This is a genomic window from Pyxidicoccus sp. M15, assembly GCF_056858435.1.
In genome coordinates this window covers 9,651,003-9,664,700 of the sequence record NZ_CM166495.1, presented here as the reverse complement: position 1 = coordinate 9,664,700, position 13,698 = coordinate 9,651,003, and the positions used below count along the sequence as shown (strand labels likewise).

Below are 13,698 nucleotides of genomic sequence, written 5' to 3'. Positions count from 1 at the left end.
GCTTGGAGTCTGGTCGTCCGGAGGAATTGGGCCCGGGCTCACCCGCCGGAAGAGGGCTTCACCCCCTTTACTGGCGCCTGCGTCGCGCCGCTCCGTGCAGCGGCAACATCGGCTTGACCCGGGTGGCCAGCGTCTCGACGAAGAGCCGGACCTTTGACGGGAGATTCAGCCGGCTCGGGTAGACGGCGTGAACGGGCCGCAGCATCGCGGGCCTGGGGCCGAAGAGGACCTCGAGCCGACCGTCACGGACCGCATCTCGGCAGAGGAGCGCCGGAACGCAGGCAATGCCGACCCCGGCGATTGCCGCCTCGCACGCCACCTCGAGGTCATTCACGGTCAGCACCGGGTCGATTCGCGACTTCACGCCCTCGACCACCCAGGTCTCGAACGCACTGAAGCCGATGCACCGCGCGGCTCGGAGCTCCCTGGCGCTCGGCGTCCCGTGCTTCGCCAGGAACCCGGGGCTCGCAACGAAGTACACGGGACCCTCTCCGAGCTTGCGCGCCACGAGCGACGAGTCGTCGAGCGGTCCGATGTGAATCGCGACATCCAGCCCCTCCTCGAAGAGGTTGATGCGGCGATCCGCCAGCACCAGCTCCACCCGCGCCTTGGGGTAGCGGCCGAGGAACTCCGAGACGACGGGCGCCAGGTAGCGGCGTCCGTAGAGCATCGGCGAGGACACCCGCAGCAGGCCGACCGGCTCCGCCTCCCGCTGCTGCACCTCGCTGTTGGCCTCGTCTATCTGCGCGGCGATGGCGGCGCAGCGTTCGTAATAGGTCGCTCCCGCTCCGGTGACCCGCAGCCGCCGCGTCGTCCGCTCGAGGAGCCGCACCCCGAGCTGCGCCTCCAGCTTGCTGATCCGCTCGCTGGTGGTCTGCTTGGTGATGCCGAGCTGTCGCGCCGCCCGGGTGAAGCTGCCTTCCCGGACGACCGCCGCGAAGAGGAGCATGTCGGCTGGTGAAATCATCATCGTCAAGGCTACCCTGACAAAGAGTTCGCGCGTGGCCGCATTGTCCGGCGGCCCCGCGGACCGCAAGGTTGCCGGGACGCGACCCACTTCCAGGAGTGCTCCCATGAAGCTCTACTTCGCCCCCAGGACCCGGGCGACCCGTCACCGCTGGCTGCTCGAGGAGCTCGAAGTGCCCTACGAGCTGGTGAAGCTCGACCTGTCGAAGCAGGAGAACAGGACGCCGGCCTACCTGGCGCTGCACCCCTTCGGCGAAGTCCCCGTCCTGGTGGACGGGGACGTGACGCTGTTCGAGTCGTCGGCGAGCTTCCTCTATCTGGCCGACCGCTTTCCGGAGAAGCACCTGGCGCCGCCTCCGGGCTCGCCCGAGCGCGGCCCCTACCTCCAGTGGGTGCTCTTCGCCGAGGTGACGCTCGAGCCCGTGGTGCTGGAGCACCACCGCGATGCGCGGCTGCCCGAGGCGCGGGAGACGAACCAGGCGAAGCCGCACGCCCGGCTCGACGAGGTGCTCACGGTCATCGACACCCGGCTAGGGGGAAGGGAGTTCGCCGTGAGCAACGCCTTCACCGCCGCCGACCTGGTCCTGGCGTCCATCCTCCACCTGGCGAACACGCTGAAGCTGCTCCAGGGGCACCCGCGGCTCATCGACTACGTCCTTCGCCACACGAGGCGCCCCGCCACGATGCGAGCCGTCGCGGGGTGAATCGGGTATGTCGTCCCCATGGTCGACCAGGGCCGCTTCCCCGGCAATCCCGTGTCAGCTCCGCCGCGCTTCAAGGGCGTGGTCTCCCGCTCGCTGCAGCTGACGCTTCGTGACGGTGTCCAGCTCGCGCTCGACGTCAGCCTTCCCAGGAACCTGCCGGACGGCGAGCGGCTCCCCGCGGTGCTGGTCATGAGCCGCTACTGGCGAAGCTTCGACCTGCGCCTGTCTCCTCCGGACCGGGTGCCCATGGGGCCGCGCGAGCCCATCGGTGACGCGCTGGTGGCCCGGGGGTACGCGGTGGTGGTCGTCGACGTGCGCGGCTCCGGTGCCTCCTTCGGGACCTGGGCCCATCCCTGGTCGGACGTGGAAGTCGCGGACCTGGGCGAGGTGGCCCGCTGGGTGGCGGACCAGCCCTGGTGCAACGGCCACCTGGGCGCGGTGGGTATCTCCTACGAGGGGACTACCGCGGAGTTGCTCGCGGCGGCTGCGCCGGAACACGTCCGGGCGGTGATTCCCCAGCAGATTGAGTTCGACGTGTACACGGACGTGGTCATGCCGGGAGGCATCCTCAACGCGGGGTTCATGCGGCGGTGGGACGCGACCAACCGCATGCTGGACGCCGGCCGCGTCCCGTCCGTCTGGGGCCTGGGGGCGAGGCTGATGGTGCGTGGGGTCCGCCCCGTGGACGGAGACTCCGACCGCTCGCGGGTCCGCGCGGCCCTGGAGGCGCACCGGGACAACGTCGACGTCTGGGCCGCGGTGCAGTCCATGACCTTTCGCGATGACGCGTTCGGCTCGCAGCCCGTCACCACCGACGACTTCAGCCAGTTCCGCAGGAAGGAGGCCATCGAGGCCTCGGGAGCGGCGGTGTACGGGTGGGGGAGCTGGTTCGACGGCCGCACCTCCGACGCCGTCATCCACCGGTTCCTCAACTTCGCCAACCCCCAGGTGGGCGTCATCGGGGCGTGGAGTCACAACATGAAGACCCATGCCAGCCCCTTCGCCCGGCCCAAGGGGCAGCCGAATCCTTCCATGGCCGGTCAGTGGGAGGCGTGCACCGCCTTCTTCGACCGGACGCTCGCGTCCGGCGCGCCCGCCACGGAGAAGCTGCTGCACTACTTCACGGTGGCCGAGGAGTCCTGGAAGTCGACACCCGTGTGGCCCCCCGCGGGCTTCTCCACGGAGCGCTGGTACTTCGCGGCGGACCACCACCTCGCTCGCGAGGCACCGGCAGGCGAGGGCGCCGACACCTACGAGGTCGACTTCGCCGCCACCACTGGAACACACAATCGCTGGCACACGCCGGATGGGATGACGCCGGTGGTCTACGCGGACCGCGCCCGCGAGGACCGGCGGCTGCTCACGTACACGAGCGCTCCGCTGGACGTGGACGTGGAGCTCACCGGACACGCCGTCCTCACCCTGCACGTGGCCTCATCTGTCGAGGATGGCGCCTTCTTCGTCTACCTGGAGGAGGTCGACCCGCGGGGCCGGGTGACCTACTTGACGGAGGGGCAGCTCCGGGCGCTGCACCGGAAGCTGTCCGGCTCGGCGCCGCCCTACGTCACGCCCGTTCCCTACCGCTCGTTCCGGCGCGAGGACGCCTGTCCCCTCGTTCCGGGCGAGGTGGCGACGCTGACCTTCGGGTTGTTGCCCATCTCGGTCCTCATCCGCCGGGGGAATCGCCTGCGGGTCGCGCTCGCGGGCGCCGACGCCGACAGCTTCGCCCGCATCCCCGCCGAGGGCCGTTCCTCCTGGCGGGTGATGCGCGGCTCCGAGTACCCGTCCTGCATCGACCTGCCATTGAAGCGGCGGGGCTGACTCAGCGCCTGCCCACCACCCGAGAGCGGAATGTGTCAGCGCGAGGCAGGCCCCGTGCCAGTCGATGCAGGGCCGGGCGGGGACACGTCGGCGGGAGCCTGCTCCGTGCCACGCGCCGCCAGCGGCAGCACGTCCTGCACGAGGTGGAGGAGCATGCGCCCGGGCTCCTCCACCATCATCATGTGGGCGGAGTTCTCGAACCAGATGAGACGCTTGCTCGGCGCGCTCACCCGCGTGAGCCATTGGGCAGGGACTTGCGAGGGCGTGGTCGTGTCGTGCCGCCCCGCGAAGATGACGAGCGGACACCCGAAGCGGGTGACCTGCGTGTAGTCGAACTTCGCAATCTCCGGCAACAGGTACGGGAGCGAGAGCTGTGAGCCCAGCTCGATGGCCGCCACGTCCGCCGCGGAGTAGTCGGGAGAGAGCTCGGCCAGGTTCAGGTAGTGGCCGATGTCGTCGCGCCCATACACCAGCCCGCCGAACGTGTTGGACCACTTGCGCTCGATGCTGACCTTCTCGAAGGGGAGCGCACCGTCCTCCTCCGGATAGGGCGCAATCGCCTTCAGCTCCTGGAGGGCGGTCTCATTGCGGGCGGCCTCGGCCGCGGCGAGCGTGAGGGCGTAGCTGACGCGCTCGTTCTCCTGCCCGCTGATGACCTGCCCCATCCCCACGTAGGCGAACAGCCACTCGGGGTGGCGGTGGGCGAGCACCAGGCCCACGAGGCTCCCCCAGGAGTGACCGAGGACGAAGACCTTCTCCTTGCCGTAGCGGCTCCGCAGATACTGGACGACCTCCGCGGCGTCCTCGGTGATGCGTTCGAGGGAGAGCGTGGGGGCGATGCGGGCCGGGTCGTTGGCGTTGTACGTCTTGCCGCTGCCGCGCTGGTCCCACTGCACCACGGTGAAGAAGTCCTCCCAGCCGCCCTGGAAGGCCCAGCTCGTCGGAAGCTCGGGGGAGGCAGGCCCGCCGTGAATCATCAGCAGGATGGGATTGCGCCGGTCCTTCCCCCGGACCGAAATCCACTGCTTCGTCCCTCCCACCGGAATCTCGAGCAGCTCCTCCACGCCCTCCCGCGTGGCAATCTTCCGCGCGTCCGCGATGATGGCCCGTGCATCGACGCGGGCCTCGACGGGGGGAGCCGCCTTGTCATGCGCGCCGGCCTGCCCTGGCGCGGACGGAGTGGAGGCGCAGGCGGTACCGAGGCCGTAGAGCGCGAAGCACTGCGTGAGCACGGCGAGGCGGCGGAGCGAGGGCGAAGCGAGCGGCATGTCGGACGGTCCTCCGTGAGAGGCCTGGACACATAGAACAGATTCGCCTCCCTGCCTCGGTCCTCCGCCCGGCAAGAGGGCTCCCAGTCCGCCGCACTTTCGCGTCAGCGCCGGCCCGACAGCATCAGCGATTTCAGGATGTCCCCGGCGTGGGTCCACAGCAGCGACCCTCCGGCCCCGGAGACCACGTGCCTGCTCACCGTGGGGATGCGGCGCGCGAGCATGGCCCCATGGTCCGGCGAGTGGACGACGCTGGTGTCATGCTCGCCATACCAGAGCGAGACGGGGACCCGGATGCTGGCGAGGTCGAAGGGCCAGCGGCCCATGGCCAGCGTGAGGTCCCGAGCGTAGCCCCCGGCTCCCTGGGAGAAGCCCTCTTGGAGCGCGCGCCGGTAGGCGGACTCGAAGCCCGGGGCGGTGTACACGGCGAGGTCGACGGGGGAGCTCGTCCCGGTGACGAGCTTCCACAGCACCTCGGCGTTCCCCAGGCCGGCGAACATCGCCTCGAAGCCCGCGGCATCCTCCGCCACCCTCCGCACCATCCCCGCGACCTCGGGGTGCAACAAGCCGGCGAGGGCCGGCGCGTTGAGGTCGTCCTGCCCCGACACCACCGCCACCGCGCTCGGGAGCCCCGCCGCCGCACAGGCCAGCGCGAAGGGCGCGCCCTGGGAGAACCCGACGATGCTGAAGCGGGACAACGCGAGGGCGGAGGTCAGGTCCCGGATGTCCGTCGCCCAGTCGTTCAGCGTCCGCTTTGGCCTGGGGCTGGAGGCCCCGAGTCCCGGGCGGTCCACCGAGATGAGCCGCACGCCCAGGCCGGCGAGCACCTCCGCACCGAAGCCGAGACTGCGTCCCATCGCGGCGCCGGAGAAGAACAGGACGGGCGCTCCGTCCTCGGGGCCCCACTGCGCCCAGCCCAGCATCCTGCCATCCGGTAGCCGCGTCTCTCCGAGCCGCTCCGGCTCTTTCACTCCAGGGTCCATGCCGGGCATCGTAGACGCTGAGCGAATTCACGTCCTGGCGGTGGGGCCAGCGGCCGGCCCGGGGCCCTTCATCCGCTGGGGCCTCCGGCTACGATTCGGGCGCCAGGTCTCCTCGATGAGCGTGCGCCGGGCGGTCACACCCGCCGCACCTCGCGGATGATGCCCGTGGGCTCGGGCTCTCCCACCGCGACCAGCTGCTCGAGCTCCCCTCGGATGAGGAACTCGGCCTGGGCGCGGAAGAAGCGCTTGTCGTGGAGCAGCTCGGCGCCGCGCGCGAGCCCGACGAGCACCATGCTGGGCCGCAGCAGCCGGATGCGCACCCCGGACTCGTCCGAGGCCGGGTCGTCGAAGTTGCCCATGCCCGAGGAGGCCAGCAGCGCCGCGCTCAGCGCGCTCGACAGCAGCGTGTCCGCGGCCCCGTGTTCCTGACTCCAGGCCCGGATGATGAGCGGGATGTCACAGGGAGACCGCTCGAGGAACCCGGGCGCGCTCGCTCCTCGCAGGAGCGCCACCACGGCGGCATCCGCTTGTGCGGGAGGGCGGTAGAAGCGCACGATGCGGCCCTCCACCAGGTAGTCGTCGCCCCGGCGCAGCGGGCGGCCGGGAGGCGACTCGACCTCCGCCACCTGTCCCGGGGCGCCTTCCGGCAGGACGAAGTCCACCTGCTTCCCGTCCGCGCGCCAGCGGTGCACCCCGAAGCGGAAGCCGGGCTCGCGGCGGGACGTCAGGTCCTCTCCCTCGGGCCGCGCCAGCTTCAGACCCGAGGCGGTCACCTCGACGAGCTGGGTGACGTCGGCCGCGGGGCCCAGGGAAGGGCCGGTGGCCACGTCGACATCGTCCGGCAGCGCGGACATGAGCGCGTCATGGAAGAAGGTTTCGACGGAGACCAGCATGGCGGGCGGAACCTCACGACGGCTGGAAGAGCGGCCAGGTGTCGCTCCGGGGGCTCGTTACGCGCAGCTCGGAGAGGGTGAGCTCCCCGGCGACCCGGGAGCGGACGACGACCTCGAGCGCGGGCGCGGGGCCCGTCGCGGGGGCACCGGGAGGGGGCAGGCCCGCGAGCACGCGCTCGTCCAGGCTGACGCGCCCTCCGGCGTCGGGCGTCACGGCGAGCTCATGCGGGCCCCAGCGCAGCACCACCTTTGGCGGGGCGGGCGGCTCCGTGGCAGAGGCGAGCAGGCGCGGGCGGCTGTAGGCCCAGGGGCCCACCTTCGTGCCTCCCGTCGAGGGCACCTCGCGCTCCAGCCAGGGGCCGGTGTCCTCGGCGCGGTAGAGCGCGGCGCGCGGCGCAAGTCCCCCCTTGCTGGAAACAGCCGCTGCGTCCCCGAGGCTCCAGAGCACACTCCCCTGGGTGATGGCGAGCACCGCCCAGCAGGGCGTCTTCTCGTCGAGCGCAACGGGCTCGGGCAGCTCGAAGGAGACCCAGCGCGCATCCCAGGGCGCGTTGCCCCGCTCCTCGATCGCGAGCTCCACGGCGACGCACAGGGGCACCTTGCCTGGCCGGCCGAACTCATCCGGGAAGAGGGTCAGCGTGCCCTGGACGGAGCGGGTGAGGGGACGCAGGTGGAGGTCGATGCCGGCGAGCGCGCCGCCCCCCTCGGGAGGGGAGAACGCCTGTGCCGCGGCCCAACCCTCGCCGCACCGGTGCGCCTGCGCGGGTTGGGCGGGCGGTTTGAACTCCAGGGGGATGCGCTCACCGCGCGGCTGGTAGCGCGCGAGGAACCGGACCTCTCGCAGGGGCCGGTTCGGCGGCACCTCGATGCGGCCCACGCCCTCTCCATCCGTGGAGAGCGGCAGGGTGAGCGAGTCACCGCCGGGGCTCCACACCCGGGTGAGCACGGCGGTGTCCAGGGTGAGGGCGAGCCTCCGGAGCCGCGAGGGCGCGGAGGAGCGGAGCGTGAGGACGACGGGGCCTCCGCGCAGGCTGGCGGGCCAGGCCCGCTGGAGCGCGGCGCGCAGCTCGTCCCGCAGCGTCAGCTCCTGGAGGGGCTGGAGCGGCATCGCATGGTGGAAGAAGAGCTGCTCCGGCTCGACGAGGGCCGTCACGTCCGGAGGCCGCGCGGAGGCCTTCACCACGAGCTCCGACAGCAGGATGGCGGTGGTCTTCTTGTTGGGGTCCGGAGGTATGGGATTGGCCGGGGCCGGGAAGAACTCCACCATCAGCCGGCTGGCCATGATTCCGGGCAGGGCCTGCCCATTGCCTCCCAGCACGGCGGTGCTGCCGGGCGTGGGCGGGAACCACGGGCCTCCCTCGGCGACACTGACGCGTCCCTCCATGTCCTTCGCGGAGGTCTTTATCTGGAGGAACGTCAACGGGCGGCGTGCGCCCCAGTCGAGGCTGATCCAGTCGATGGCGCTGTTGGCGGGCGCCGGCCCGGGCCCCAGGCTGGTGGCGACGGTGGCCGTCGGCGGGAGGTCCACCGTCACGTCATCCCCCGGGGCCTGGAGGACGAGCGAGGCGCGCAGCAGCTCCACATCGGCGGGCACGTCGAGCGTCACGGCGAGGCCGGCGGGGTCCACCGGTGCGGTGGGGCCCGCGGGCACCGGTTTCCCGCCGTACTTCAACGTGACTCCGACGCGCGCGTCGCCCATGGCTCAGCGTGCCGCCTTCGGCAGGTCCGTCACGTTGTCCGCCTGCGGCTGCTCCTGCGCCAGCAGCTCCTGGATGACCTGCATGGCGCCCTCGATGCGCAGCAGCGTGGTGGTGAGCTGGTTGCGCTTCGCATCCAGCTCGGAGAGCATCTTTTGTCCGGCCTCGTACTCGGACTTGAGGGTGGCCAGGCGCTGCTCGAGATGGCTCTTCATGAGGGGTTCTCCTGCGTGGCGGCCCGCAGCGCGGTCCGCAAGTCGTCGAGTTGCTGCTGCTGGGCCTTGATGGCCTCGATGAGCGGGGCGACGAGTCGAGCGTAGCTGATGCCCTTCATCCCGCCCGGTCCCTCGTCGATGACCTCGGGGAAGACCTCCTCCACCTCCTGGGCGATGAGGCCGATTCGCGGGGACTCGTCCCGGGACTCCGCCATCCGGAAGCGCGTCGCGCGCAGCTTCAGGACCTTTTCCAGTGAGTCTTCCAGCGGGGTGATGTCGCGCTTGAGGCGCAGGTCCGAGCCCTCGAAGCGACCATCACTGGTCCAGATCTTCCCGTGGACCTCCAGGCGGTCCCAGAGCTTGACGATGCGGCCGTTGGGCATCTGGCGGCCCAGAATCATCAGGGCATCGTAGTTCCTGGAGTTCTCGATGGCCGCGTAACCCTGGGTGTTGCCGATGCCGCTGTGGTCGTGGTCCGTCTTGGTGAAATACACGGCCGAGTTGGCGGCGTAGAGGTCGCCCTGGACCTGGAGCGTCTTGGTGAACGTCGTGCCATTCGTGTCGATGAGCAGGGGAATGGACAGCTCGCCTCGGGCGTCCGAGAGCTGGCGGATGGCGAAGCCACCATGTCCGCGCGCGGAGATGTTCCAGTTCCTCAGATTCGCGGCGCCGTGCGTGCTGTAGAGGTCGAGCTCGGCCCAGCCTCCCGTTCCGCCCGCTTCGATGCGCGCCAGGACGCTGGTCCTCGAGGCGATATGGAGCGCGCTCTGGGGCGTGGTCGTCCCGATGCCGACCCCACCGCCGCGCTTCAGCACGAGGCCGTTCGCCCAGTCCCAGTTCCCATCCGCCTGGTCGGAGGTGATTTGCAGGAAGTCGCCGATCCCACCCCGGGAGTGGAGGATGAACCGCTTGTTGTTCGCATTGGTCCCGAGCAGCAGGTCATTTTCCGTGTGGATGTTGCCCGTGGTCTTGAGCGCTCCCTTTGGAAGCTGTGCCCACTCTCCGACGGACAGACCGCCCTCGCCAATGGCCACCGTGTTGTAGAGGGCGATGGCCTTGTAATCGACGTTGCTGTTGACGCGCAGCCAGTCGTCGGTGGCATTCGTCTCGAGGATGCGCCTGCCGGTGGCGCTCAACAGCGAGGGCCCACCAATCTTGAGGTCGCCTCGGACGGTGACCTTGCCAGTGCCCCGGGCCTTCAGGCCCAGGTCCTGGTCCGCGTTGGAGCCGGTGGCGTAGAGGGTGGAGTAGGCAATCCCGACTCCCTGCGTCCCGTTGGTGTGCCGGAACTCGACGCCATCCGCCTCGGCGCCGAAGTCACCCGTGACGTACAGCCCCCTCACCGTGGCGGGGTGTGCTCCCGAGCGGACCGCCTCCTGGATGTCCAGCTTCGCCCTGGGTGACGTCACCCCGATGCCCACGTTGCCGGTCACCGTCAGCGCGCCGGAGACAGCGCCTCCCGTGACGGCGAGCTTCTCGCCGACCAGGCCCGTGAGCCTGTCGAACACGTTGAGGCCCCTCACCGTCAGGGTGGTGGAGGCATTGACCTGCTTCACCGCCAGCGTGGTCTCGGGGTCGATGCTGCCGCCACCCAGCTTCTTGCCGTCATCCCCTCCCAGGTGGGTATGCGTGCGGAGCGCTTCAATCGTCCGCACCTGCACGGTGTTCCAGTGCTCGGAGAGGATGGGGTCTCCGGGTTCGGCCTTGATGTACGGGTCGGTCATTTCTTGAACCTCGAGGTATCGAAGCGGGTGCCATCGAAGACGCCGGACCAGGAGAGCCGGTCATCGGGTTCGGGGAGTTGCTCCTCGAACTTGATGGCCTGTCCGAAGGACGTCAGCGTGTCCTTGACGGCAGGCGGCTCCGCGAAGGTGGTGGTGAGCGCCATGTGGGCCGGGCTCTCGTCCACGGAGACCTCCTCGCGCGGGAGCGTCAGCATGAACTCGATGCGCGCGCGCACGCCCGAGGCCCGGCCTTGATTCAGCGTGGCCGTCAGCTCCCGGACCAGGTCGGGCAGGCCCTTGGCCTGCGGGGGGACGTAGTCGACGGGGATGCGCAGGACGAAGGTGGCGGGGGTGACCTCCGTCCACCGGAACTGGATGTCGATGCGCGGTGACTGCTTGGGCTCCTGCGCCAGCTCCAGGGCCTTCTGCCGGGCCTTCTCCAGCACCGGGTCCTGTCCGGCCGGCAGATAGTTCTGAAGCTCCTTCCTGCTCAGCGTGCCGTAGCTCCAGTGGTTCTCACCGGGGGCGAGCTCCGGCAGCTTCTGGCTCTGGTCGAACAACGAGAAGCGCGCCGCCTCCGTGTCGAAGCGGAACGTCTGGTTCCCGTCGTCGAAGCGCGAGGGATGCGAGAGGAGCACCGGCTCCTGCGCCGGGCTGCCGTTGATGAGGGGCGTGCGTTGGTGGCGCAGCGTGAGCGTCCTGCCCCGGGGCACGCGCCCCAGGAAGAGCAGGTCCAGCCCGGACTCGTGGTGGTGCAGGATGGGAATGGAGATGTCCGCATCCTCCGGCGCGGTCAGGAAGACCTCCGGGCGGGCGGGGTCCAGGCCCTGGTTGAGGGTGAGGAGCCGCTGGTCGGCGGGGATGCCCTGGAAGCGCGCCAGCGCGGGCGTCGGCGGGTTGTCGTCGAGCTCGACGTGGAGCTGCTGCGTGCCCGGAGTGCCATCCGCCCCGGCGGGCCCGGGGACGGTGAAGAGTCCCACGGCCGTGTCTCCGTCCCAGGAGAGCTCCGGCGGTTGCTCGGCCCTGTACACCAGCGACACCAGCCGCAGGAGGGCCGGCGCGGTGTTCATCCCCGTGCGGTGCAGCTCCACGAGCGAGGCGATCCGCTGACGGAAGTAGGCGTCCTCCTCGTCCGGGCCGGGCTGGAGCCCGTAGAGCGCGCCCAGCTGGCCCAGCTCGGAGCCCGCCTTCGTGGCGAGCGAGTCGTCCGCCCGGAAGCCCTGGGCGAGCGTGTACCAGCGCGAGCGCATGAGGCGGGTGATGCCGCCCTCCATCACGCCCAGCTCCTGGGCGATGACGTCGAAGAGGAGGTTGATCTTCCCGCCGCTCTGGAGGAGCGGCGGGAGATACCCCACCATGCGGCGTGCGCGCTGGAACGGGTTCATCCCAGCCCCACCAGTTCCGCGCCACCGAGCGCCAGCCGCACGCGCAGGGGCACGGTGCGGGTGGACAGGGCTCCGGTCTTCTCCAGGGAGAGGGAGAGCCCGCTGTCCGTGGTGAGCGTCACGGACAGCACCTCGTCCACGCCGGACTCCTTGCGCAGGGCCGCGCGGAGCGCGTCCCAGACGACCTCCGCCTGCGGCTTCTTCGTCGCCTGCGCATCCGTGGTGATGCGTGCCGAGTACACCTCCACCGCGCCGCGGAGCGACTGGCGCACCTGCTCGGGCGTGCGCCGGTCCGAGCTCGGGAGCGACACGACCAGCTCCAGGCGGTAGACGAGCGGTCTCGTGCGGGAGATGTCGGGCGGCAGCTTCGCGAGGTCGACCGTCGGCTTCTCGTCGGGTTCGAACTTCCAGTCGGGCCCGAGCTCCCGGCGCGGCCCATCCTTGAGCAGCTTCTGCTGGGCGTCCCAGACGTAGGTGCGCAAGGTGATGTCGCCGATGTGGCGCACGGCCGGGTTGGAGAAGAGGATGGCCTCGAGCTTGCGGCGGCTCAGCAGCTCACCCGCGGGCACGCTCTCGACGAAGCGGCTCAGGGCCTGCTGGAGCTCGCGGCGGAGCCGGTCGAACGCGGCCTCGTCGAGGTCCGGGTCCGCGGGCTCCACCTGGAAGTCGGGCAGGAGATAGAGGGTGCGCGCGTAGCTGAGCCGGACGCGGATGCCGGCGGCCTTGGAGTCGCGGATGGCCCGCTCCACCCGCTGCACGCCGTCCGGCTGATGCTCGAAGTCGGGGTCCGCCACCAGCACCTCGATGATGCCCGGAGGCGCGTCCGGGGGCTCGCGCACGGTGACTTGCTGGACGCCCTGCTTGCGCACGGCGGCGGCGATGGCCTCGAGCGTGCCCATCTCCCCATCCCGCAGGGTGGTGCGGGCCCGGGCGCGCAGGCTCGCGTCCGTCTCGTCCTGGCCGGTGCGGCGGATGGGGGCCCGGTTGGTGACGGCCTCGATGCCCAGCACGGGGCGGGGCATCACGTTGAGCTTGCCCGGGTCGATGGTGGGGGGCGCCTTCTTGGAGGCGTCCGAGTCGTCCTGCACCTCCTGCATGGGGATGACGACCCGGGTCTCCCCCCGGCGGAGCACCGCGTCCTCCATCGTCTCGAAGAGGGGCAGGGGCTCGTTCTCCGCGAGCACGCCCGTCACCTGCCGGCCCGCGGGGATGCCGATGTCCTCCGGGGCGGGCGAGTTGCGGCTGAACTCCACGTCCCCGGTGAGCCGGCCCGCTCGGGCGCGCGAGATGCCCAGCACGGCCACCACGTTGTCCAGCGCCGCGCCCTCGGCCGTGTCGAGGTAGCCCGAGCGGTGCGCCAGCTCGAGCATGGCGTAGAAGGTGGCCATCTCGCGGCCGTAGGACTCCGCCAGCGTGCGGGCCATGCTGCCCGCGTTCTTGTCGATGTCCGGCCCGAGGTTCCCGAGCAGCCGGTCGACGATGGCGCTGAAGGAGGTGTCGAGCGGCGTGAGGCTCAAAAGGAGATCTCCCAGCTCAGCGTCATGACCATGTTCGCTCCCCGGTTGACCGGGGGGAACTGCACGCGGTTGAAGAGGATCTTCTCGGTGCCCACGGTGATCTGGATGCCCGCCTCGGTCAGCGGCTGCACGGTGCCCGCCGGGGGCGCGGCCAGGGTGGCGGACACCGTGCCCTGGACCACCGTGGCATTCGCGCGCGAGATGACCGCCACGTCGGGGTCGCGGTCCTCCGCCTGCTCGGGGATGGGCGCCTTCAGCGCGGTGTCCGCCACGTTGGCGGGCTCCGTCCCGGTCCCCACCACGATGGCCCAGCTCGTGGGCAGGGCGTTCTTCTTCCCCAGGAGGAGGTCCGCCAGCAGCTGCTTGCCGCGGGTGGTGATGAGGTTGTGGTGCTGGTACCGCTCCATGAGCGCTCCGCTCATGTCGCGGAGCTCGATGGTCAGCACCCCTTTCAAGCCCGGCTTCTCACTGAGGTCCATGGTGCGCTCCCGAAATCGTGTCGTGTGCTGCGAACCCGCTCATTGA

At 70.5% G+C, this 13,698-nt stretch carries 12 protein-coding genes; 2 read left to right on the top strand and 10 right to left on the bottom strand.

Going from position 1 to position 13,698, the window contains the following annotated elements:
* Positions 1 to 67: 67 nt before the first annotated feature.
* Positions 68 to 949, bottom strand: coding sequence for a LysR family transcriptional regulator (locus tag ACX9TP_RS35660; RefSeq protein WP_482975113.1), 882 nt, complete (start codon positions 947 to 949; stop codon positions 68 to 70).
* A gap of 124 nt (positions 950 to 1,073) precedes the next feature.
* On the opposite strand from ACX9TP_RS35660, the gene ACX9TP_RS35655 reads away from it, so the two are divergent.
* A complete protein-coding gene (locus tag ACX9TP_RS35655; RefSeq protein ID WP_482975112.1) occupies positions 1,074 to 1,670 on the top strand; it encodes a glutathione S-transferase family protein in 597 nt (198 codons plus the stop codon).
* An 18-nt stretch (positions 1,671 to 1,688) separates the two neighbouring features.
* On the top strand, positions 1,689 to 3,491 hold the full coding sequence (locus tag ACX9TP_RS35650) for a CocE/NonD family hydrolase (protein WP_482975111.1): 1,803 nt from the start codon (positions 1,689 to 1,691) through the stop codon (positions 3,489 to 3,491).
* Between the two features lie 35 nt (positions 3,492 to 3,526).
* Here ACX9TP_RS35650 and ACX9TP_RS35645 read toward each other — a convergent pair whose 3' ends face one another.
* The 9 genes from ACX9TP_RS35645 to ACX9TP_RS35605 form a co-directional block, all read right to left on the bottom strand.
* Entirely contained in the window at positions 3,527 to 4,759 is a 1,233-nt protein-coding gene (locus ACX9TP_RS35645; protein WP_482975110.1) for an alpha/beta fold hydrolase, read from the bottom strand.
* 104 nt (positions 4,760 to 4,863) lie between these two features.
* The gene (locus ACX9TP_RS35640) at positions 4,864 to 5,742 is read right to left on the bottom strand and encodes an alpha/beta fold hydrolase (RefSeq protein WP_482975109.1); all 879 of its coding nucleotides are present in this window, start codon (positions 5,740 to 5,742) and stop codon (positions 4,864 to 4,866) included.
* Positions 5,743 to 5,876: 134 nt separating this feature from the next.
* Positions 5,877 to 6,635 (bottom strand): hypothetical protein, encoded by a 759-nt coding sequence (locus tag ACX9TP_RS35635; RefSeq protein ID WP_482975108.1) that lies wholly within the window; start codon positions 6,633 to 6,635, stop codon positions 5,877 to 5,879.
* A gap of 13 nt (positions 6,636 to 6,648) precedes the next feature.
* Positions 6,649 to 8,334: a hypothetical protein gene (locus tag ACX9TP_RS35630; RefSeq protein ID WP_482975107.1), complete on the bottom strand. Its 1,686-nt coding sequence runs from the start codon at positions 8,332 to 8,334 to the stop codon at positions 6,649 to 6,651.
* A gap of 3 nt (positions 8,335 to 8,337) precedes the next feature.
* Complete coding sequence (locus ACX9TP_RS35625) at positions 8,338 to 8,547, bottom strand: hypothetical protein (RefSeq protein ID WP_482975106.1); 210 nt, start codon at positions 8,545 to 8,547, stop codon at positions 8,338 to 8,340.
* Positions 8,544 to 10,271 carry a tail fiber domain-containing protein gene (locus ACX9TP_RS35620; RefSeq protein WP_482975105.1) on the bottom strand — a complete coding sequence of 576 codons (1,728 nt, stop codon included), beginning with the start codon at positions 10,269 to 10,271 and terminating at the stop codon, positions 8,544 to 8,546. Before ACX9TP_RS35620 ends, ACX9TP_RS35625 begins: the two co-directional genes overlap by 4 nt.
* Positions 10,268 to 11,656: a hypothetical protein gene (locus ACX9TP_RS35615; RefSeq protein ID WP_482975104.1), complete on the bottom strand. Its 1,389-nt coding sequence runs from the start codon at positions 11,654 to 11,656 to the stop codon at positions 10,268 to 10,270. The genes ACX9TP_RS35620 and ACX9TP_RS35615 overlap by 4 nt, the downstream gene beginning before the upstream one ends.
* Positions 11,653 to 13,173, bottom strand: a complete 1,521-nt coding sequence (locus ACX9TP_RS35610; RefSeq protein ID WP_482975103.1) for a hypothetical protein — start codon at positions 13,171 to 13,173, stop codon at positions 11,653 to 11,655. Before ACX9TP_RS35610 ends, ACX9TP_RS35615 begins: the two co-directional genes overlap by 4 nt.
* Positions 13,170 to 13,652 (bottom strand): hypothetical protein, encoded by a 483-nt coding sequence (locus tag ACX9TP_RS35605; RefSeq protein ID WP_482975102.1) that lies wholly within the window; start codon positions 13,650 to 13,652, stop codon positions 13,170 to 13,172. Before ACX9TP_RS35605 ends, ACX9TP_RS35610 begins: the two co-directional genes overlap by 4 nt.
* Positions 13,653 to 13,698: the final 46 nt, after the last annotated feature.